The sequence below is a fragment of the Gilliamella sp. LMG 34360 genome, assembly GCF_984568995.1.
In genome coordinates this window covers 873793-894927 of record NZ_OZ474900.1, presented here as the reverse complement: position 1 = coordinate 894927, position 21135 = coordinate 873793, and the positions used below count along the sequence as shown (strand labels likewise).

Annotated in this window: 19 protein-coding genes; 1 reads left to right on the top strand and 18 read right to left on the bottom strand. The window is 34.1% G+C overall.

The genetic code is table 11. From position 1 onward, the window contains the following. Positions 1-9: 9 nt before the first annotated feature. From AC5LW9_RS04050 to AC5LW9_RS03970, 17 genes are all read right to left on the bottom strand, one after another. A complete protein-coding gene (locus AC5LW9_RS04050; protein WP_493456360.1) occupies positions 10-840 on the bottom strand; it encodes a cell division protein FtsQ/DivIB in 831 nt (276 codons plus the stop codon). A gap of 12 nt (positions 841-852) precedes the next feature. Further along, positions 853-1761 (bottom strand): D-alanine--D-alanine ligase, encoded by a 909-nt coding sequence (locus tag AC5LW9_RS04045; RefSeq protein WP_198226441.1) that lies wholly within the window; start codon positions 1759-1761, stop codon positions 853-855. Beyond that, positions 1762-3210, bottom strand: a complete 1449-nt coding sequence (gene murC / locus AC5LW9_RS04040) for a UDP-N-acetylmuramate--L-alanine ligase (protein WP_198226439.1) — start codon at positions 3208-3210, stop codon at positions 1762-1764. 148 nt (positions 3211-3358) lie between these two features. Next, complete coding sequence (gene murG / locus AC5LW9_RS04035; RefSeq protein WP_198226437.1) at positions 3359-4411, bottom strand: undecaprenyldiphospho-muramoylpentapeptide beta-N-acetylglucosaminyltransferase; 1053 nt, start codon at positions 4409-4411, stop codon at positions 3359-3361. Continuing rightward, positions 4411-5562, bottom strand: coding sequence for a cell division protein FtsW (gene ftsW, locus AC5LW9_RS04030; protein WP_065737702.1), 1152 nt, complete (start codon positions 5560-5562; stop codon positions 4411-4413). Before ftsW ends, murG begins: the two co-directional genes overlap by 1 nt. Next, entirely contained in the window at positions 5559-6893 is a 1335-nt protein-coding gene (murD, locus tag AC5LW9_RS04025) for a UDP-N-acetylmuramoyl-L-alanine--D-glutamate ligase (protein WP_198226433.1), read from the bottom strand. The genes ftsW and murD overlap by 4 nt, the downstream gene beginning before the upstream one ends. Before the next feature lie 21 nt (positions 6894-6914). After that, complete coding sequence (mraY, locus tag AC5LW9_RS04020; RefSeq protein ID WP_065737704.1) at positions 6915-7997, bottom strand: phospho-N-acetylmuramoyl-pentapeptide-transferase; 1083 nt, start codon at positions 7995-7997, stop codon at positions 6915-6917. 18 nt (positions 7998-8015) lie between these two features. Continuing rightward, a complete protein-coding gene (murF, locus tag AC5LW9_RS04015; RefSeq protein ID WP_198226431.1) occupies positions 8016-9371 on the bottom strand; it encodes a UDP-N-acetylmuramoyl-tripeptide--D-alanyl-D-alanine ligase in 1356 nt (451 codons plus the stop codon). Next, positions 9368-10918 carry a UDP-N-acetylmuramoyl-L-alanyl-D-glutamate--2,6-diaminopimelate ligase gene (gene murE, locus AC5LW9_RS04010; RefSeq protein WP_198226429.1) on the bottom strand — a complete coding sequence of 517 codons (1551 nt, stop codon included), beginning with the start codon at positions 10916-10918 and terminating at the stop codon, positions 9368-9370. Before murE ends, murF begins: the two co-directional genes overlap by 4 nt. Before the next feature lie 13 nt (positions 10919-10931). Continuing rightward, positions 10932-12710 carry a peptidoglycan glycosyltransferase FtsI gene (gene ftsI / locus AC5LW9_RS04005; protein ID WP_198226426.1) on the bottom strand — a complete coding sequence of 593 codons (1779 nt, stop codon included), beginning with the start codon at positions 12708-12710 and terminating at the stop codon, positions 10932-10934. Continuing rightward, on the bottom strand, positions 12710-13087 hold the full coding sequence (ftsL, locus tag AC5LW9_RS04000) for a cell division protein FtsL (protein ID WP_198226424.1): 378 nt from the start codon (positions 13085-13087) through the stop codon (positions 12710-12712). Before ftsL ends, ftsI begins: the two co-directional genes overlap by 1 nt. Then, complete coding sequence (gene rsmH, locus AC5LW9_RS03995; RefSeq protein WP_198226422.1) at positions 13077-14015, bottom strand: 16S rRNA (cytosine(1402)-N(4))-methyltransferase RsmH; 939 nt, start codon at positions 14013-14015, stop codon at positions 13077-13079. The genes ftsL and rsmH overlap by 11 nt, the downstream gene beginning before the upstream one ends. A gap of 18 nt (positions 14016-14033) precedes the next feature. Next, positions 14034-14480 carry a division/cell wall cluster transcriptional repressor MraZ gene (gene mraZ, locus AC5LW9_RS03990; RefSeq protein ID WP_198226420.1) on the bottom strand — a complete coding sequence of 149 codons (447 nt, stop codon included), beginning with the start codon at positions 14478-14480 and terminating at the stop codon, positions 14034-14036. A 411-nt stretch (positions 14481-14891) separates the two neighbouring features. Further along, positions 14892-15590, bottom strand: a complete 699-nt coding sequence (gene pgl / locus AC5LW9_RS03985; protein WP_198226418.1) for a 6-phosphogluconolactonase — start codon at positions 15588-15590, stop codon at positions 14892-14894. A 13-nt stretch (positions 15591-15603) separates the two neighbouring features. Further along, a complete protein-coding gene (gene zwf / locus AC5LW9_RS03980; protein WP_198226416.1) occupies positions 15604-17064 on the bottom strand; it encodes a glucose-6-phosphate dehydrogenase in 1461 nt (486 codons plus the stop codon). A gap of 184 nt (positions 17065-17248) precedes the next feature. Further along, positions 17249-17533 carry a 50S ribosomal protein L25 gene (gene rplY, locus AC5LW9_RS03975; protein WP_198226414.1) on the bottom strand — a complete coding sequence of 95 codons (285 nt, stop codon included), beginning with the start codon at positions 17531-17533 and terminating at the stop codon, positions 17249-17251. A 181-nt stretch (positions 17534-17714) separates the two neighbouring features. Beyond that, positions 17715-18587 carry a D-hexose-6-phosphate mutarotase gene (locus AC5LW9_RS03970; protein ID WP_198226412.1) on the bottom strand — a complete coding sequence of 291 codons (873 nt, stop codon included), beginning with the start codon at positions 18585-18587 and terminating at the stop codon, positions 17715-17717. Between the two features lie 197 nt (positions 18588-18784). Between AC5LW9_RS03970 and hemW the strand changes: the two genes are divergently transcribed. Then, the gene (gene hemW / locus AC5LW9_RS03965) at positions 18785-19918 is read left to right on the top strand and encodes a radical SAM family heme chaperone HemW (RefSeq protein WP_232352475.1); all 1134 of its coding nucleotides are present in this window, start codon (positions 18785-18787) and stop codon (positions 19916-19918) included. Positions 19919-20169: 251 nt separating this feature from the next. Here hemW and AC5LW9_RS03960 read toward each other — a convergent pair whose 3' ends face one another. Continuing rightward, a complete protein-coding gene (locus AC5LW9_RS03960; RefSeq protein WP_198226408.1) occupies positions 20170-21135 on the bottom strand; it encodes a sugar kinase in 966 nt (321 codons plus the stop codon).

Sequence of the window (21135 nt, the reverse complement as noted above, 5' to 3'; positions counted from 1 at the left end):
ATTGATTCCTTACTGCGCTATTTTCTCTGTTTGTACTGAAATACCATTTTCATAACGTAAATCAGCGACCGTTATTCTTTCATCAACCGGTGTTCTTGACTGAATTTCAGGAAACAATTTAATAAATTGTTCATAACGTGCTTCAATATTTTTATTTCCCAACACTAATTTCATTTCCTGATTGTCTTCACATACACCAGCTATACATTGTATTACCTTCAGTTGTAAAGAATTACGCTCATCTGATATTATAGCGTTAATCTTTAATGCCAACTGATTGTTAGCTAATTTTTTAGAAAGATTTTCTAATTTAGAATAATTTTCAAGTACAGACTTAGCTTTACCCTCTGGACCATAAAGCCTTGATAACTTTAAATCAGCAATACGATCCGATGGCACACTAAAAACATTCCCTTCTTCATCAAGAAAAAACAAGTCATTCCAATAATATGTTGGTTTATAGTCTTCTACGAAGACAATTAACCTATCTGGCCATTGTTTTCGTACGCTCGCTTGCTTAACCCATGGAAATCTCATTATTTCTTGCTGAATATCAACAACATCTTGCCCAACATAAGTATTAGGCAATCCTAATCCTAAAATGGCTTCCCGAAGATCATCTTCTGTTGTAAAAATGTGTTCACCACTTAATGTTAACTGTGACAGTACCATTTGTTCGGGATCATCCATCCAGTTTTTAACACTTTGTACAATCCAAGCACTTATTAGAATAATCGTAATAAAGAACAAAAATCCTATCAATTGTTCCTTACTACGAAAAATAAGCAGCTTTCTTCTAGTTTCATCTCTTCTATGTGCTGCTTGTCTAACTTGTTTCATAAAATTAGCCAGTTAAACTGCTGCTAGTTGTAATATTTCGCTAACTAGTTGATTAAATGACCAACCATGTTGTTTAGCTGCCATTGGCACTAAGCTATGATCCGTCATGCCCGGAGCAGTATTAACTTCAAGTAAATATGGTTTTTGATTATCATCAAACATAATATCGACTCGCCCCCAACCTCTGCAACCAACAGCTTTATAAGCATCTAAAGCTAATTTACGAATCTCTTGTTCTTTTTCATCGGATAATCCACTTGGACAAAAGTATTGAGTTGTGTCTGATAAATACTTTGCATCATAATCATAAAATTGGGTAGATGGCTTAATGTAAATTGAAGGTAAAACTTCATCTCCGACTATTGCTACTGTAAATTCTGGCCCTGCTAAAAATGATTCAACCATCACAACACTATCATATTTAAAGGCAACCTCAAGTGCAGCTTTTAATTCCGATGCTTGATTAACCCTAGTCATACCTACACTAGAACCTTCATGACTTGGTTTGACAAACAATGGTAAGCCCAATTGTTTAACAATAGCGTCAATATCAAAAGATTGTGTTTTTTCTACCATTACATAATCAGCAACAGGTAAACCTAATGATTTCCAAACTAATTTGGTTTTTAATTTATCCATCGTTAATGCTGAAGCCAATACGTCACTACCAGTATAAGGAATATTTTGATAAGTCAGTATTGCCTGAACAATACCATCTTCACCACCACGCCCATGCAAAATAACAAAAGCCTTTGTGTATCCTTTTTGTTTTAAATTAGTAATAGAGTGATCTTTAGTATCAACAAGATGTGCATCAATACCATTTGCTAATAGACCATTTAGTACCGCATTACCTGATTTAAGCGATACTTCTCGCTCTGCAGAGGTACCACCATATAATATGGCAACTTTATCAACCATTTATAATTCCTCTTTTGTAAATAATTGTGTATTGGCCAACTGACGTGCTACTCGACCAACACTACCAGCACCTTGTGTCAATAAAAGATCACCACCTTTTAATATTTCTTGCATAATTTCAGGTAATAAATTTAAATCAGACACATAAATTGGATCAACTTTACCTCGATTGCGAATAGTTCGACATAATGAACGACTATCAGCACCAGCAATTGGTTGCTCACCAGCTGAATAGACATCTAACATGACAAGTGCATCAACTTGTGATAATACTTGTGCAAAATCATCAAATAAATCTCGTGTACGCGTATATCGATGTGGTTGAAATAACATTACTAATCTACGATCAGGCCAACCATTTCTTGCAGCTTGAATTGTTGCATTAACTTCACTTGGATGATGACCATAATCATCAACCATCATGATATCGCCTCCATCCGAATTATGGAAAATACCTAATAAATCAAAACGTCGGCTAGTACCTGCAAATTTAGCTAATGCTTTTACAATCGATTCATCATCAATACCATCTTCAGTTGCAGCAATAATAGCGGCCGCTGAATTTAGGGCATTATGTTTTCCTGGTGCATTTAACTCAATTTGTAAATCTTCACGGTCAGGGCGACAAACGGTGTAATAACTTACACCTCTTTCCTGACGATAATTTTTAATAACGACATCTGCCTCTTCATTGAATCCATAAGTAATGATTTTACGTCCAACAATCGGCAATAATTCACGATTAATGGGATCGTCATAACACATAACAGCTAAACCATAAAACGGAAGATTACGCAAAAACGAAATAAATGTCTGTTTAAGATTATCAACACTACCGTTATAAGTATCCATATGGTCAGGCTCTATATTTGTTACTATAGATACCATCGGTTGTAGATGAAGAAATGAGGCATCACTCTCATCTGCTTCTGCAATAAAATATCGGCTACTACCTAATCTTGCATGTGTTCCAGCAGCTTTAACTAAACCACCATTAACAAATGTGGGATCAAGTTTTGCCTCAGCATAAATGGCTGTCACCATTGCTGTTGTTGTGGTTTTACCATGAGTACCAGCGATTGCTATACCATATCGAAAACGCATCAATTCAGCTAACATTTCTGCTCTTTGAATAACAGGTATACGAGCTTCACGAGCTGCGATTACTTCAATATTATCTTGTGAAATGGCTGAAGAAATAACGACAACACTTGAATTAAGAACATTTTCAGCAGCATGCCCAATAATAATTTTTGCACCTAATGTTTCTAAGTGTTGAGTAACCGCATTTTCAGCAATGTCTGAACCACTAATTTGGTACCCTTCATTAGCTAGAACCTCAGCAATACCCCCCATTCCTGCGCCACCAATTCCAACAAAATGGATATGCTTGACACGTTTCATTTGGGGAATAATTGCCCTTAATTCAGCTAATTCCTTAGTATTCACAATTTAACTCCTAATCATTTTATTTAGTGTCTATCGTCAAATCTTTATTGAAAATTGAAATCATAATACTAATTTTTAAATTCAATTAAACATTTATCCCAACACTTTAAATTAACCAAAACCATTACATAACATTATGTAAAAACTATTATTTTACCACTGAACAAATAGTTTCAGCCACTTTTTCTGTAGAATCGACAATAGATAAACTTTTTGCTTTAACGGCCATATCTATTAACTTATCACGATTCAAATTTAATAATAAATCTGATAACGCTTCAACATTAAAATTTGGTTGTTCTATAATGTGCGCCGCACCGACATCAGCTAAGGATTTTGCATTCCAATATTGTTGACGATCTTTATGCATAAATGGAATAAATATTGCTCCAATACCTACAACTTCAATTTCACTCACAGTTAATGCTCCGCTACGACAAATTACGATATCTGCCCAACTGTAAGCTTCGGCTACATCAGAAATGAATTCAGTAACCTTAATCTTTGTCATATCACAATTTTGATAAGATTGAATGACTGAATTCAACATACCTTTACCCGTTTGATGCCATACCTCAAAGTTATCAGATAGTTTTGTTATCGCTTGAGGTATTATGTCATTAATAACTTTTGCTCCCTGACTGCCTCCCATCACTAATACTCTAATAGGCCCATTTCGATCTTTAAATCTGTCCTCAGGTTTAGCAATAGTTAACAAATCACTTCTTACTGGATTACCAACTACTTGAGCATTAGGAAATGCTGTTGGAAATGCTTGTAACACTCTTGTTGCAATTTTTGCAAGGTATCTATTTGTTAAACCTGCTATGCCATTTTGTTCATGCAATACCACAGGTATACCAAGAGTTTTAGCAGCTATACCACCTGGACCAGAGACATATCCACCCATACCTAGAACAACATCAGGACGATGAGTTTTTAAGATTTTTCTGGCTTGTAACACTGCTTTTAAAATTTTATAAGGAGCTTTTAATAATGCCATTACCCCTTTACCACGTAGTCCTGAAATCTCGATAAAATCAATATCTATACCATTTTCAGGTACAAGGCGTGCTTCCATTCTATCTGCAGTACCTAACCATTTCACTTGCCAACCTTGTTGCATCAAATAATGCGCAACAGCAATACCAGGAAAAACATGGCCACCAGTACCGCCTGCCATAACTAACAATTTCTTCATTACTTTATAATCCTTATTCTTGCTTGCGCCTGTTTTTGTCTAAATTCAAAATCAATTCTCAATAATATTGCTACAGCAATACTCATTACAATAAGACTTGAACCACCATAACTAATAAATGGTAATGTTAATCCTTTAGTTGGTAACATACCTGATGTAACGCCAATGTTGACGAAAGTTTGAAAACCAAACCATATACCTATTTCACAAGCTAAATATCCTGAAAACAAAGAACCATCATTTAACGCTCGGTATCCAATGGCTAATGCTTTAAATGTCAAAAAGAAAAGTAAAATTAATAAAGTAATTACACCAACATAACCAAATTCTTCAGAAATAATTGAAAAAATAAAGTCAGTATGACATTCTGGTAAATAACCCAATTTAAGAATAGAATTACCCATTCCTTGACCGGTGATACCGCCACTACCGATTGCCATTAATGATGCAACTAATTGATACCCTGAACCTGTAGCATCTTGCCAGGGGTCAAGAAAAGTTAGTAAACGAGTTAAACGATAAGCCTCAAACAATATCAAGCAAATTACCGCACCTACACCAGTTAATAAAATAGCAATAAATTGCCATAATTGGGCTCCAGCAATAAATAGTATGCCGATTGTTACCATGAATAATACAATAACTGTCCCTAAATCAGGTTGTTTAAGCAACAAAATAGAAAGAACAGTCATTACGACCATAGGTTTAAAAAATCCCCAAAATCGATTTTGCACTTCATCTGACTTTCTTGATAAATATCCTGCCAAAAAGATAAACAGTGATAATTTAGCTAACTCTGCTGGTTGAAAATTAAATACACCTAATGGAATCCACCTTGAAGCGCCATTAATTGAAGCACCTATACCTAAAACTACAATTAACATTATAATGGCAATAATTAATAATGCAGATCCAAATTGTTGCCAGCGCTGCATAGGAATATATAAAGTAATAATCATTAATAACAATGAAATTGTTATTTGAATCAATTCACGCTGCGTATAAAAAAAAGGATCGTTTTCACTAAATGACATTGATGCAGATGTTACCATTATCAAACCAAATACCATTAAACTAATCACAGTCCAAAGTAATGAATTATCAAATGGTATATTTGGATTAACTTGTTTTCTTATTCCAAAAAGTGTCATTTTTCACTCCTTAGAACATACTGTTTGGCTACATTGGCAAATTGATTTCCTCGTTCAATATAATTTTTAAACTGATCTAAACTCGCACAAGCCGGGGAAAGCAAGACTACATCATTTGATTGTACTTTCTGGGCAATAATTTGTATAGCCTCTGCCATTGTTTCTGTAACAGTAGTTAAATTAGGCGCTAATTTAGCTAATAAATCGCGATCTCGACCAAAACAGAAAATTTCGAGATTTTTATTTTGTAAATAAGGAATTAAAGGTGAAAAATCAGCTGATTTACCATCACCACCTAATAACAAATATAATTTTCCATGACAGACAACACTTTTCAATGCGGCTTCTGTACTACCAACATTTGTTGCTTTAGAATCATTAATCCATTTCACACCGTTTTGCTCTAAAACTAACTCAAAGCGATGCGGTAAACCTTGAAAGTTCATGATTGTAGCTAAGCTGGATTGCCTATCTATATTTAATTTATCAGTAATAGCTAATGCAGCCAAAGCATTAAGATAGTTATGACTACCTGTCAGTTTCATATCTTTAGTTGATAATACTGCGTGATTTTGAGCAATTAAATATTTACATTGTTCATCTAAATGGTAATCACCTTCTTTTAATCCAAATGAAACAGTATAATGATGTTTAGATATTGGAAAGGTTAATTGATCATCATGATTAATTATGCAATATTTTGCATTATGATAAATTCGTTGTTTAGCCGCTGTATATTGTTTTAGACCTAGTGGATAACGATCCATGTGATCTTCGGATATATTTAAAATTGTTGCTGCAGTGGCTTTTAGACTGCTTGTTGTTTCTAACTGAAAACTTGAGAGCTCAAGTACATATACTTCACAGTCTTGATTCAATAAAGATAATGCCGGCTGACCAATATTACCCCCAACCCCTACTTTAATACCTGCAGACTTAACAATTTCACCGACTAAAGTCGTCACCGTCGTTTTTCCATTCGCACCAGTAATCGCGACAATCTTTTTATTATTTTGTAGATTCACTTCACGACAAAATAACTCAATATCACCAATAATCTCAATACCTTTGTCAGCGGCTTGTTTCAATTCTGGTGTGAATAGCGCAATACCAGGACTGACAATAATTAAATCAGCAGCTAATAGCCAATCAATTTTTAATTCCCCTAAATAGTAATCAACGCGCTTATCTAATTGTTCTAATCCTTGTGGATGTAGACGCGTATCAATGACTTTGGGAATAACATTTTGAGCAAGGAAATAATCAACACAAGATAAACCTGTGATGCCTAATCCAATAATAACAACATTTTTGCCCTGATAGTTAACCATGATTCAATCCTGATATTTTGATTAGCGTAATTTCAAAGTTAATAAACCAATTACAACTAACATTAATGAGATTATCCAAAAACGCACAATAACTCGAGGCTCTGGCCAACCTTTTAATTCATAGTGATGATGAATAGGTGCCATGCGAAATATTCTTTTTCCCCGTAATTTAAAGGAGCCTACTTGCAATATGACCGATAATGTTTCAATAACAAAAATACCACCCATTATCAGTAATAAAAATTCTTGCCGTAATAACACAGAGATAATGCCAAATACTCCACCTAAAGCTAATGAACCAACATCACCCATAAATACCATGGCAGGATAGGTGTTAAACCATAAGAAACCTAGCCCTGCTCCAATAATAGCGGTACAAATAATCATTAATTCACCACTAAATTTTATATACGGAATATGCAGATAAGCGGCAAAATTGACATTACCTGTCGCCCAAGAAACCAGTGCAAAACCCGCGGCGACAAAAACAGTTGGCATAATCGCAAGTCCGTCAAGACCATCAGTTAAATTAACAGCGTTACCTGCCCCTACAATGACAAAATAAGTAAGTAAAATAAAACATATACCTAATTGTGGCATGACATCTTTAAAAAATGGTACTACGAGCACTGTGACTGAACTATCTTTACCATAAGCATAAAGAACAAACGCTACAATTAAAGCAATAACCGATTGCCAAAAATACTTCCATCTTGCAATCAGTCCTGCGCTATTTTTACGAATTACTTTTAAATAATCATCAGCAAAGCCAACTATTCCATAACCAATTAATACAAATAGTGTTATCCAAACATAAGGATTACGAAGATCAGCCCATAGAAATACGGATAACGAAATAGATGCCAAAATTAAAATCCCACCCATAGTTGGAGTGCCTTTTTTACTTAAATGAGATTCTGGGCCATCATTACGAATGACTTGACCGATTTGTAATTTTTGCAACCAATCAATGACTTTTTGTCCCATAATTAACGAAATGGCTAATGAAGTTAATAAACCTAGAATAGCTCTTACCGTTAAATAAGAGATAACATTAAAAAATGTAAAATATTTTACTAAATATTCTGATAATAAAACCAACATAATTTTTATCCTGACTCACTATTGTTTAAATTGTATTTTTTCGATGAGTTCTTCCATTTTTGCACTACGCGAACCTTTAACAAGCATAGTTAATTTTGGATACTGACGAAGTAAAGTTAGTAAATAGCTAACCGCATCTTGTTTATTACTAAAATGGTGACCTACACCACTAAACTCACTAATACTCTGACTGAGTTTTCCAACACTTACAACACAATCAATTTGCTCTTGTTTAGCTATTTCACCTATTTTTTGATGATATTTTTCTGCTTCGTATCCAAGTTCAGCCATATCACCAACGACAAACACTCGATACCCTTGTTGGCTTGCTAAAACTTTAATCGCAGCAGACATCGATCCAACATTGGCATTATAAGTATCATCTAAAATTAATTGTGTTCCATTTAATTTTATTGGAAATAATCGCCCCTTTACAGGGTTTAAAGTAGATAAACCTTTAACCACTTGTTCAAAATTGGCGCCTACCGAAATAGCTAAAGCTGAAGCTGCAATAGCATTAGAAACATTATGCTGTCCAATTAATGGTAATATAATTTCGCATTCGCCATGAGGGGAATGTAAAATAAATCGAGTATGTTCTGAAATATGAATATTACTAGCATAAAAGTCTGCCGATGAATTATTCAATGAAAAAGTCCAGACAGTTTTATTCGTTAATTGAGTAATCCATTTATCACTGCAACTATCCAAATTAATTATTGCAATACCATCTTTAGGTAACCCTTGAAAAATCTCACCTTTAGCTATTGCCACACCTTCAAGTGAACCAAAACCTTCAAGATGCGCCTCAGAAATATTATTAATTAAAGCTGTTTGAGGTTTAACAATATTGGTTGTATAGGCGATTTCACCGATATGATTAGCGCCTAATTCTATTACAGCAAACTCATCTTGTTGTGTTAAACGAAATAGTGTTAATGGTACACCAATATCATTATTGAAATTACCTTGTGTATAAAGTGTTTGTCCGCAATTTTGTAAAATCGAAGCGGTCATTTCTTTAACTGATGTCTTACCCGAAGAACCAGTAAGCGCTACAATTTTTGCTTTACTTTGTTGACGAATAAATGCAGCTATTTTGCCTAAAGCCTGATGAGTATCGCTTACAATAATTTGTGGTATTTCATGATCAATTTTATGATTAACAATCACCGCTATAGCGCCATTTTTTATCGCTTGCTCGGCAAATTCATGTCCATCAAAATTATCGCCAATAAGCGCTATAAATAGTGACTTATTAGAAATTTTACGCGAATCGGTACTTATAGATTCAACTACCCAATTTTCATTATCAATATGATAAGATTTTCCATTTATCAGTTGCTTAATTTTTTCAATACTTAATGGGATCATAATTGACTCTCAATTCCTAAAAGCTGTCTGACTGTTTCTTGATCCGAATAGTGATATTTTGTTTTGCCAATAATTTGATAATCTTCATGGCCTTTTCCTGCAATTAATATCACATCATTTGGCTTTGCTTGTGCAAGTGTTTGTGTAATAGCTTGCGCTCTATCTGTGATCACTTGTATCTCTTTATTATCATGGAAACCTTGCTGTATATCATGAATAATATTCATTTCATCTTCTGTACGAGGATTGTCATTAGTTAATACTACTTTGTCAGCAAATTGCTCAGCTATTTCAGCCATTAAAGGTCTTTTGCCTGTATCTCTATCTCCACCACACCCAAAAATTACCCATAAAGATCCTTTACAATGAATTCGGCTTGCTTGTAACGCTTTTTGTAATGCATCAGGTGTATGGGCATAATCAACAATGACTGTTGGATTATTGTTTGAATGTATGACTTCCATTCGTCCACAAATTGGTTTAAGAAAAGATGCCATATTAATTACAGCAAAAAATGGATAATCAAGCGTTAATAATGTTGCTATAGCTAACAATATGTTAGACACATTGAATTCACCTAATAATCGACTGTTGATAATGGCATTACCCCAAGTAGACTCCATATGAATTTTGGCACCTTTATCATGATATTCAATCATAGATACGCCAACATAAGGAGTATTTAACGCTTTTAATCGCCTTAAAGATTTAGGTTGACAAGATACAGCCGTCACTTGTGAAAGCTTTTCAATCCAACGTTTACCATATTTGTCATCATAGTTAATAATTGACTTACCCGAGTTTGAAACGTGTTTTTCTTTTTCATCAGGATTAAATAACGACCACTTTGCTTTAGCATATTTACTCATGGTTTTATGGTAATCAAGATGATCACGACTTAAATTAGTAAATACCGTTGCGGCACAATTTAAGCCTTTTACTCGATTCATCGCAAGTCCATGAGATGAGATCTCCATCGCCACAACTTTAACATGCTTTTTCACAAAATCAGCTAATAATGATTGAACATCTATAGCGGATGCCGTTGTATTAATTGATGGTTCTAGATGATTATAAATTCCGTTTCCAATGGTACCTAATATAGCTGTTTTATCATTAAGCAATGTTGTACATTGAGCAATAAGTTGCGTAATCGTAGTTTTTCCATTCGTACCTGTTACGCCAATAACCGATAATTTTTTTGATGGAGAATGATAAAAATCATTTGCAATAACAGATAAGCGCTGTGAAAGTTGAAAAACACTGATCTGTGGTATAACTGATTGATCATCTTTTTTCAAATAATCAATTTTTAAATCATTCGATTTTATATGACTTTCAATTAAAATAACAACAGCGCCCGCTGAAATAGCTTCAGAAATAAATTTTCGCCCATCAACTGAATAACCTTTAATAGCAACAAATACATCATTTTCTTTCACTTTGCGACTATCAATTCGCAAATTATTAAGCGGGAAATTTTTTAGTTTTAGAGTTTCATCCCCCCCTAATAATTTAAATAATGTTTTAAATGTGCTTGTAGCCATCATTTACCACCTATTAATAAATAATCGTTTGACCGTCAACTTGCCGATCTGGTTTAACATTCATAGTTCTAAGTACGCCCCCCATAATGCGGCTAAAAACTGGGGCAGAAACAGAACCTCCGTAATATTGACCAGCTTTCGGATTATCAATAATTACGACCAACGAATATTTTGGCCTTGTTGCTGGTGCAATCCCTGCCGTGTACGCCAAATATTGATTGACATAGCGCCCACTTGATAATTTTTTAGCAGTACCGGTTTTAACCCCGACACTATAACCAGGCACAGATGCTTTTGCCCCACCACCTGAAACAGCTACCGCTTCCATTAATTGAACAACTATTTTCGCTATTTTTTCTGGTACAACTCGCTGACCTTCGATAGGTTCATTAACTTTTAAAATAGAAACAGGTCGATAAATGCCATAACTACCAATCGTTGCATAGGCTCTTGCTAATTGTAGCGGTGTCACACTTAATCCATATCCAAATGCAAATGTTGCTCTTTCAATATCTGCCCATTTTCTGGTTCTATCTGCAGCTATTGATCCATTGACTTCCCCACCTAGTCCGAGTCCTGTTGGCTGCCCTAAACCGAAACGACTATAATACTCAACAAGTTCGCCAGATTGCATTTGCAAAGCCAATTTACTCACACCAACGTTACTCGATTTCTCCAAAATACCTGCTAAATTTAATGATTTTTGATATGACACATCTTTAATCTCGTAACGATTCACTAAAAAAGGTCTAGTATCAATAACGGTATTCAAATCAGCGATTTTTTTCTCTAATGCAGCCATCACAACCAAAGGTTTTACCGTAGAACCTGGTTCAAATGCATCCGTTACAGCCCTGTTGCGCAGCAAATTATAATCAATTGATGAGCGATTATTAGGATTATAAGAAGGACTAGTTACCATCGCTAAAATCTCACCCGTGTGTACATCAATTAAAACGGCTGTACCGCTATCCGCTTTATTAAATGCGACTGCTTGACTAAGCTCGCTATAAACTAAAGATTGTAACCGTTCATCAATGCTTAATATTAAATCTTCTGCTGCTTCACTCTCTGTTCGTTCTATTTCTTCAATGACGCGTCCTACTCGGTCACGTCTAATAACTCTTTGCCCAGATTCACCCGTTAACCATTTATTAAAACTTTTTTCGATGCCTTCAGCACCTTTTTCCGTACCATTTTCATCGATATCCGTTAAACCAATAAGCTGAGCAATGTTCTCTGCTGCCGGATAGTAGCGTTTTGACGTTTTTGCAAACGAAATCCCTGGCAATTTTAATTGTTCTAAATAATTTGAGATTGTCGGTGTTATTTGTTTAGATAAATAAACAAAGCGCATAGACGGATTACTCAGTTTTTGCTCAAGCGTTGATATCGGAATATTTAGCGTTTTTGCTAATCCTTGCCACCTTATATCATCAGTTTTTACACCACCTTTTTGTACAACAATTTTTGGATCAGCCCACACATCAAACATTGGTACACTCACAGCTAAGGCTCGTCCATTACGATCAGTAATCATAGCTCTTGGCGCATCCATCTCTTGATATCGAATTGATCGTTTATCACCTTCTGCAATAAGTTTATCTGGTTCTATGATTTGCAAAATTGCCATTCGGATAATCAAACAAACAATAGCAAAAATGATAAGACCATATACCACATAAAAACGATTAGGTGTAAAAAACTGTTTTTTATTATTCAGTTTGTTTACTTTAGTTGTCTTAAAAACCTTTTTAGATTTATCTTTATTATTTTTTTTAACAGGTTTCATTATTTACTCTTTATCACAATGACGGTTTCATTTTCTGGTGTCACATAAGACATATCTAATTGATTTTTTGCTCTATATTCAACACGTTTCGGATCTGCAAGTACATTTTCTTCGATGACTAAATTACGCCATTCACTCTCTAAGACATCCTGTTCTAATAAAAGTTGTTCACGTTCAAATAGCTGTTTACGAACCTGTTGAGTTGTGATTAATACAGCACTAGCCGACAAAATTATAAGAACTAGTAATAGTAATGAAAATTTTTGATTCTTAATCAGATCACCAATAATTAAACCAAATAGACTATTTCTTGGCCTTTTTTGGCTATCGATTTCAGCATGTAAGTTATCAAAATCATTACTTTGATTACGATTCATTTTTCCTTTCAGCTATCCTTAATATTGCACTTCGTGAACGAGGGTTGTGGTTAATCTCATCAGCACCTGGCTTAACTTTACCAAGTGTTTTTAGTTTAGCCCCACCATATTGTTTAATTTGTTGTTCTGTTAGTGGTAATCCAGCAGGAAGTTCTGGTCCTTTGCTATTTTTACTAATAAACTGTTTAACTATTCTATCTTCTAAAGAATGAAAACTAATTATTGCCAATCTACCTTTATCGGCCAGTACTGACAAACTACTATTTAATGCCTGTTCAACTTCTTCTAATTCACTATTGATATAAATACGAATCGCTTGAAAACTCCGAGTTGCAGGATGTTTATATTTATCTTTTTTAGGTGTGTTTTTTTCAATTAAATTCGCCAATTCTAAGGTTCGAGTTATTGGCGTAATTCTATTTTGTTCAACTATTGCCCGAGCAATACGTTTAGCAAACTTTTCTTCACCAAATGTTTTTAGCACCCAAGCAATATCAGCTTCATCGCTAGTTAATAACCACTCACTTGCAGTCATACCTTTATGACTATTCATTCGCATATCAAGAGGACCATCACGCATAAATGAAAATCCCCTTTGAGGATCATCTAATTGTGGTGATGAGACACCAAGATCTAATAAAAAACCATCAACTTTACCGAGTAATCCTAAATTATCAATATATTGATAAACATTAGAAAATTCTCCACGAATAAAGGTAAATCTAGGATCTTTTATTTCAGCTGAGGCTTGCTGTGCTAACGCGTCACGATCAATAGCAATTAACTTTCCTTGCTCTCCAAGTTGTTCTAGTATCAGACGAGAATGCCCACCTCGACCGAAAGTTCCATCAACATAAATGCCGTTTTTTTTTATATTCAATGCTGTTACGGCTTCATTCAATAAAACTGTTGTATGTTGATAGCTCATTAATTTTTTTACTCTTTGTTAAATAGTTAAACTTTTCAAATTATCAGATAAACTTGCGATATCGGTTGATAATGCTGCAATATCATCACTAATTTGTTGATACCATATTACTTCATCCCAAATCTCGAATTTATTAGATTGTCCAACAAACATGATATGTTTTTCTAGTTTGGCATATATGCGTAACGTTGGCGGTAACAAAATTCTGCCTGAATTATCCATTGGACACTCAATTGCATAACCTAATAATAATCGTTTAACTCTACGTTCAGCCTCAACCACAGTGGAAAGTGTCGAAAGTTGTTGCTCAATTCTTTTCCATTCAGACATGGAGTAAAGAGTAAGACAAGGATGGTATAACCCAATAGTACAAACCATACCTTCAGACAAAAATTCACGGTAGCGAGTAGGAATAGCCATCCGCCCTTTACTATCTAAAGTGACTGAAGTTGCACCGCTGAACATAAAAGCACCGTTAGTTATAAATTTTTAGTATTTTTTATTTGTTAATAATCAATTAGTTAAATAATTATGACTTTCTTGCCACTTAACCCCACTTTTTACCACAAAAGTCACAAAATTAATAGGCATTTAATTAATTAATTTCTCATTGTTTAACAACACAGTTCTATTTTATTTTTTAAAAATAAACTAAAAATCACCAAAGTTTTTATTTTAAATAATAACAAAGTGTTAAAGATAACATTCGAATGATCATGCTACTTTTGAGTATAAAAATCACACAAACTGATTAACAATATGGGGCTAAATGAGTAGAAATATTTGCTTTAGTAATGATAAGAATTAACAAAATATTACAAAGGATTAATTTATCTGAAAATAATTAGCCGACATTTGTCGGCTAATATATGTAATTTAAGAAGCTGACCAAAATCCAGTTACTTTAACTTTATTTTGCTGCAAAATGGCTCGAATTGGCATTTCATTAACGTCATCGCCATTTTCTGCTTGCTCTAATACAGCCATTTTACTTTCTCCAACTAAATGCAAATAGATATTTGTACTATTCAAAATAGTTGGTAAAGTCAAGGTAATACGATCAAGAGGAGCGGTCAACGGAGTCATGCCAACAACCTTACGACCTGATTTCATATCTAAGCCCGCTTGCAAATTATCTGCTCCAGGGAATAATGAAGCTGTATGACCATCTTCCCCCATACCTAAAATGACCACATCAAATGGCATTGGTACTTTATCTAAAATTTTGTCGGTAAGTTCAGATCCATCAAATGGATTGTCATAACTATTTTTTAGTCCTATAAAATTAGCTAATTTTGCTTTATTTTGTAATAAGTATGTCATTACTAATTTTTCATTACTGGCATCATCAGTATCATCAACCCATCTATCATCAACTAACGTGATAAAAACTCGATTCCATTCTAGATCTTGTTGACTTAGTAAGGTAAACAATGGAATAGGTGTTTTACCTCCAGAAACAGCAATAGAAGCATGACCTTTTTTTTCAATTGCTTGTTTTAAAGCATTAACAATATGTGAGGTTAAATCTTTAATCAACAACTGACTATTTTCATATTTGTTTAACGTAAACATATTTAATTTTCCTTTATTCAAATTCATGCCATGAATACCCATCTTTAGTGATTAAGGCAACCGATGCAACCGGCCCCCATGTACCTGCCTGATAAGTTTTTGGTGACTCTTTGTCTGATTCCCAAGCGCTAATAATCGAATCAACCCATTTCCATGCGGCTTCGACTTCATCACGATGGACGAATAGAGCTTGTCTTCCTCGCATAACCTCAAGTAATAATCGTTCATAAGCATCAGCACGATGTTGATGAAAAGCCTCATTAAAACTGAGATCAAGCTTAGTTGTTTGTAACGTATGCGTACTATCTAATCCTGGGACTTTATTTAAAATTTCAATATCCATTCCCTCATCCGGTTGCAACCGAATGGTTAATTTATTTTGTGGTAACTCTGGATAAGATTCATTAAATAAATTAAGTGGTAATGGTTTAAAATAAACAACAACTTCGGAGCATTTGCTTGGTAAACGTTTACCTGTTCGCAAATAAAAAGGTACTCCAGCCCAGCGCCAGTTATCAATATCAACACGAATGGCTACAAATGTTTCGGTATTACTCTCTTTATTTGCTCCATCTTCTTCTAAATAACCAGGGACATTAATACCATTTACAAATCCTGCAGTATATTGACCCCTTACAACTTTCTCACGAATATTCGTTTTATTTATTGGTCTAAGTGCATCAAGAACTGCTATTTTTTCATTACGTAAGCTATTATCTTCTAGGTTAGCAGGAGGCGACATAGCAATCATAGTTAAAATTTGTAATAAATGATTTTGCACCATATCACGCATTTGACCAGCTTTATCAAAATATCCCCATCGACCCTCAATACCAACTTGTTCGGCTACCGTTATTTCCACATGATCGATCGAATTTCTATCCCAAAATGAGGCAAACAGTGGATTAGCAAAACGTAATGCCAATAGATTTAGAACGGATTCTTTACCTAAATAATGGTCAATACGATACACTTGTGATTCACTGAAATATTTTGCCACTGAATCATTGATTTCACGCGATGATTGTAAATCAGTACCCAGCGGTTTTTCCATGACGATTCGATTCTGATCTTGATTTAATCCAGCTTCAGCTAGACCTTGACAAATAGTACCAAAAGCCCCTGGATGCATCGCAAAATAAAAAATAGTAGGTCTAGTTTGATCAAGCTCATTTTTGAGTGCATTAAAACCTGAAAGATTATTAACATCCAATTTATGGAAGTTAAGCCTTTGGCTAAATCTTTGCCAAATATTTTCATCCAATGGTTCTGACATAAAGGTGGTTAATGCATCTTTCGCAACTTCAACATAAGCGGCATGATCCCAATCTGCACGCCCGACACCTAAAATTTTGGTCTGTGTTGGCAATTTTCCATATTTTTCTAATTGATATAAAGACGGTAATAATTTGCGTCTTGTCAAATCCCCTTTAGCACCGAAAATAACTAAATTGCAAGCTGGGATATCAGACATGGTTCTCTCCTAAGGTGGTAGAATATACTTTTAATTCTATTCTGTTGTATTACCTATGTATACCTAGTTAATGGGGTAAATCATAATAATAGGCATTTGCCTTATTTTTTCTAAAATAAAAGGTCACCATGTAGGTGACCTTTATCTTAAATCTTTGATTGGATAATATCCAATTAAAATATAATTATACGCGAACAAAATCCATATGAACTAGTTTTGGCTTGAACGCGTGACGTTGTACCGCCTGCACTTTCGCTTTAACGGCTTTACCGTCAACTTCAATAGTTAAAACTTCAGAATAAAATTCTGGTTTTTCTTGCATATTGAAGACTTGGTTGTGATCAAGCACAACAGAGATTGCAGGTTCAGTTCCACCATAAATAATGGCTGGGAATTTACCAGCGTGACGCAGGCGGCGGCTCGCACCCTTACCATGCTCTTTTCTAACTTCTGCTTTAAGTTTAAACATTTTCATTTCTCTTAATTATTTTAAAATAAAAACCAATTACAGGCGACCCAGTAGTTGGCTATAAAATAGGTGCTTTAAAAAGCGCTAGCGATTATAAAGTTTAATCCGATTAAACGCAATCAAATAATACTATCGACTTTGTATCATATTGATTGCGTGTACAACTATAATCAAAAAATAATTAAATCAATTCTATCTTGAAACCATAAGTTGATTGTTCATTTAGTGACAATTTTAACGGTTTATTGATGCGTCCTGCTTCAACGCAAACCATAGATTGATATTCATCATCACCAAAATCAGCCATTGCTTTAGCTTTTTCTATCCATGGATTCCAAGTAACCACATCGCTTGCATTAGTAGTGGTAAGCTTAATAGTTCGAACATTATCATTAATAGTTATTTCAGTATTGGCATTTGTATAAATACGATCAACTTCTTGATTAAAAGTCATTTGACCAACAGTAACTGGTTTATTTTCAACAGTAAGTCGGTCTTGATAAGTATCACCTAATCCACTAACAACAACATGACTAATATTGTCAATGCCAAAATAAGTATGTAGCGCACTGGTTGCTTCAAAGTCGCCTGAGCAGCTCAAAGTCACCTCACAAGTTTTACCTAAATGGATCTTTAAAGATACATTAAACGGTTTGTCAAAATAAGATTTTGTTTGTTGATTATTAGAGAGTACCAATACAAGATCGACACCGTTATCATCTTCATTACATGAGTCTAAAGTCCATTCAACAATACGAGCAAAGCCATGAGAAGGTGTTCCTAAAGGTCCAAACCAAGGCCAACAAACTGGCACTCCGCCACGAATTGCGGTACCTTTTTCAAATTTTGATTGTTTACTTAACCAAATAACAGGCGTCTGCTCAGTTGAAGGTTGCCAGAATAATAAATGTGCACCTTGCAAACTAACAGCAGCATAGCAACTTTTATGCTGAATAACTAAAATAGGTAATTCACCAAATTTTGTCTGTTTTACAGATGAGCTTAATAATTTTGATTCTGTAGTACTATCTAAAATTTGTTTATAAATATTCATATTGACTCCTATATTTAACTTGATCGACGATCAATGTCTAAAAAATTAATTTAAATACTGGTATTGATTTTACGCTTTTTGAGCGCATTATAAAAACGATATAACGTAAATAAGCTTTTTTTAGTTAATTAGAGTAATATACCCCGCACTCATTAAATCATCATTTATTATTTGTCAAAAAGTTTCAGGAAATGTATATGTTTCAGTATAAAATCCCAATAAGCCTATATATTCATATGCCATGGTGTGTGCAAAAATGCCCTTATTGTGATTTTAATTCACATACTGTGAAAAAAATCCCTGATTATGAAGCATATATTGATAATTTGATTAAAGATCTGCAACAAGATGTTGTTCTGTGCTCTGATCGTTCAATTCACTCAATTTTCATTGGTGGCGGTACACCAAGCCTGTTTTCTGCTGAACTAATTGCTAAACTTTTGACAAAGGTTAACCAAATCATTCCGATAAAAAAGGATGCAGAAATCACAATTGAAGCTAACCCCAATTCTGTTGATGTGAATAGATTTAATGGTTATCAACAAGCAGGAATTAATCGAATTTCAATTGGTGTTCAAAGTTTTCAAGCCAATAAACTTAAAAACTTAGGGCGTATACATAATCCAGAGGAAGCCATAAATGCAGGAACGCTTGCTCATAACCTAAATTTACGTAGCTTTAATTTAGATTTAATGCACGGTTTACCTAATCAAAGTGTGGATGATGCTTTATATGATTTAAAACAAGCAATTGAGATTGCTCCCCCCCATTTATCATGGTATCAATTAACGATAGAGCCCAATACATTATTTGGCTCTAAACCACCTGTATTACCAGATGACGATAATCTATGGGAAATTTATCAACAAGGTCACCAATTGTTAACGGATCATGGATACCAACAATATGAAACTTCAGCTTATGCTAAACCAGATTTTCAATGTCAACATAATTTAAATTATTGGCGTTTCGGCGATTATTTAGGTATTGGTTGTGGAGCTCATGGCAAAATTACGCGATCGAATGGTGAGATTATTCGTACAATAAAAACACGTCATCCTAGAGGTTATTTGGAAGGACGTTATTTAGATAGATCTTATATTGTTGCAAAAGAAGAATTACCATTTGAATTTTTTATGAATCGTTTTCGGTTATTTGAAATTGTACCTAAACATGAATTTGAGCAACGAACTTTTTTACCTCGACAGACTGTAAACAAACAAATTAATTTTGCTATTGAACAGAATTATTTAATTGAAAATGAACTGGGTTGGCAAATAACTGAACGAGGTAAACTATTTTTAAATTCGTTATTAGAAATATTTTTATGAATAATTATATAATAAATATAAATTTATTAGAAAATAATTTTTAAAATTTACACTTATTTAACGATATTAATACTAACCATTTAATTAATAATTTATTTATTTTTACATACATTCTTGGAAAAAAAGCGCATACTAACGCTCGACAATGCATTTATTTCATTGTTTTCCTATTCCTTATGTTTTCCCAATAACTTTGTTATTGGGATTTTTTTACCTAAGTTTCTTTGTGAACAATAATACAACACTTTTATTTATTGCTTATACTGAGCTATAAATTGTTTTAATTCAGCAAATGTAGAAGTTCCTTCCATTGGGCCTGTTTTCGATACCGCTAACGCACCACTGGCATTAGCATATTGCAATGCCTGCTCAACTGAATACCCAGCCAACATCAGACTGATAAATGTCGCACCAAAACAATCCCCAGCTCCAGTTGGATCAACCGGTGTTGTAATAAAGCCGTCAACATGCAATGTTAATAAATTATTGTTATCGTCTCGACCATAATAATTAGCACCTTTACTACCTTTTTTTACCACAATGTGTTTAATACCCTTATTGAGCAATGCAAACATTGTTTGATCTTCACTTTCATCGTTACTACTAGCAAAATAACTGACTTCACTCTCACTTGGTAAAAATATATCAGTATATTCCATAATATAGTCAAAAGATTGCTCCATCTCTTGAATATTAAACATTTCCTTGCGTAAATTAGGATCGAACGAAATTGTACCACCCTTACTTTTAATGATATCAAGTGCTTTACGCATCGCATCAATTGCCCGAAAAGAATATAGTGATGAGCCCATAACATGTAAATGAGTACAGTCTTTTAATAAGTTCTCATTGATATGATTGAACGAAAGTAAGCCACATGCACTATTAGGAATATTGAAAATAAAGTCTCTATCATTTGAACCTTTATAAGTTACAAAAGCACTACCGGTATTCGCCTTATTATGAGTAGTAATACCATCAATAATAACCCCATCTTGCTTAAGTCGCTTAATACACATATTGCCAAAAGGATCTTTACCTATACAGCTAAAAAAAATGACAGGAAAACCTAATTTTGCTACTTGATCGGCAAATATTGCAGGTGCGCCACTTGGGAAAGGCCCAATAAATTCACCAGTTTGATCAAAACGTTGGTTTTGCTTTTTTGCTAAAAACTCAACAAGTAATTCTCCAATAGTACAAATTTTAAATTGCAT

Excerpts from the sequence above, each read along its gene's own strand:
- AC5LW9_RS04050 (WP_493456360.1), bottom strand. The coding sequence starts at position 840 with ATGAAACAAGTTAGACAAGCAGCACATAGAAGAGATGAAACTAGAAGA.
- AC5LW9_RS04045 (WP_198226441.1), bottom strand. The coding sequence starts at position 1,761 with ATGGTTGATAAAGTTGCCATATTATATGGTGGTACCTCTGCAGAGCGA.
- murG (WP_198226437.1), bottom strand. The coding sequence starts at position 4,411 with ATGAAGAAATTGTTAGTTATGGCAGGCGGTACTGGTGGCCATGTTTTT.
- ftsW (WP_065737702.1), bottom strand. The coding sequence starts at position 5,562 with ATGACACTTTTTGGAATAAGAAAACAAGTTAATCCAAATATACCATTT.
- murD (WP_198226433.1), bottom strand. The coding sequence starts at position 6,893 with ATGGTTAACTATCAGGGCAAAAATGTTGTTATTATTGGATTAGGCATC.
- mraY (WP_065737704.1), bottom strand. The coding sequence starts at position 7,997 with ATGTTGGTTTTATTATCAGAATATTTAGTAAAATATTTTACATTTTTT.
- murF (WP_198226431.1), bottom strand. The coding sequence starts at position 9,371 with ATGATCCCATTAAGTATTGAAAAAATTAAGCAACTGATAAATGGAAAA.
- murE (WP_198226429.1), bottom strand. The coding sequence starts at position 10,918 with ATGGCTACAAGCACATTTAAAACATTATTTAAATTATTAGGGGGGGAT.
- ftsI (WP_198226426.1), bottom strand. The coding sequence starts at position 12,710 with ATGAAACCTGTTAAAAAAAATAATAAAGATAAATCTAAAAAGGTTTTT.
- ftsL (WP_198226424.1), bottom strand. The coding sequence starts at position 13,087 with ATGAATCGTAATCAAAGTAATGATTTTGATAACTTACATGCTGAAATC.
- rsmH (WP_198226422.1), bottom strand. The coding sequence starts at position 14,015 with ATGAGCTATCAACATACAACAGTTTTATTGAATGAAGCCGTAACAGCA.
- mraZ (WP_198226420.1), bottom strand. The coding sequence starts at position 14,480 with ATGTTCAGCGGTGCAACTTCAGTCACTTTAGATAGTAAAGGGCGGATG.
- pgl (WP_198226418.1), bottom strand. The coding sequence starts at position 15,590 with ATGTTTACGTTAAACAAATATGAAAATAGTCAGTTGTTGATTAAAGAT.
- zwf (WP_198226416.1), bottom strand. The coding sequence starts at position 17,064 with ATGTCTGATATCCCAGCTTGCAATTTAGTTATTTTCGGTGCTAAAGGG.
- rplY (WP_198226414.1), bottom strand. The coding sequence starts at position 17,533 with ATGTTTAAACTTAAAGCAGAAGTTAGAAAAGAGCATGGTAAGGGTGCG.
- AC5LW9_RS03970 (WP_198226412.1), bottom strand. The coding sequence starts at position 18,587 with ATGAATATTTATAAACAAATTTTAGATAGTACTACAGAATCAAAATTA.
- hemW (WP_232352475.1), top strand. The coding sequence starts at position 18,785 with ATGTTTCAGTATAAAATCCCAATAAGCCTATATATTCATATGCCATGG.
- AC5LW9_RS03960 (WP_198226408.1), bottom strand. The coding sequence starts at position 21,135 with ATGCAATTTAAAATTTGTACTATTGGAGAATTACTTGTTGAGTTTTTA.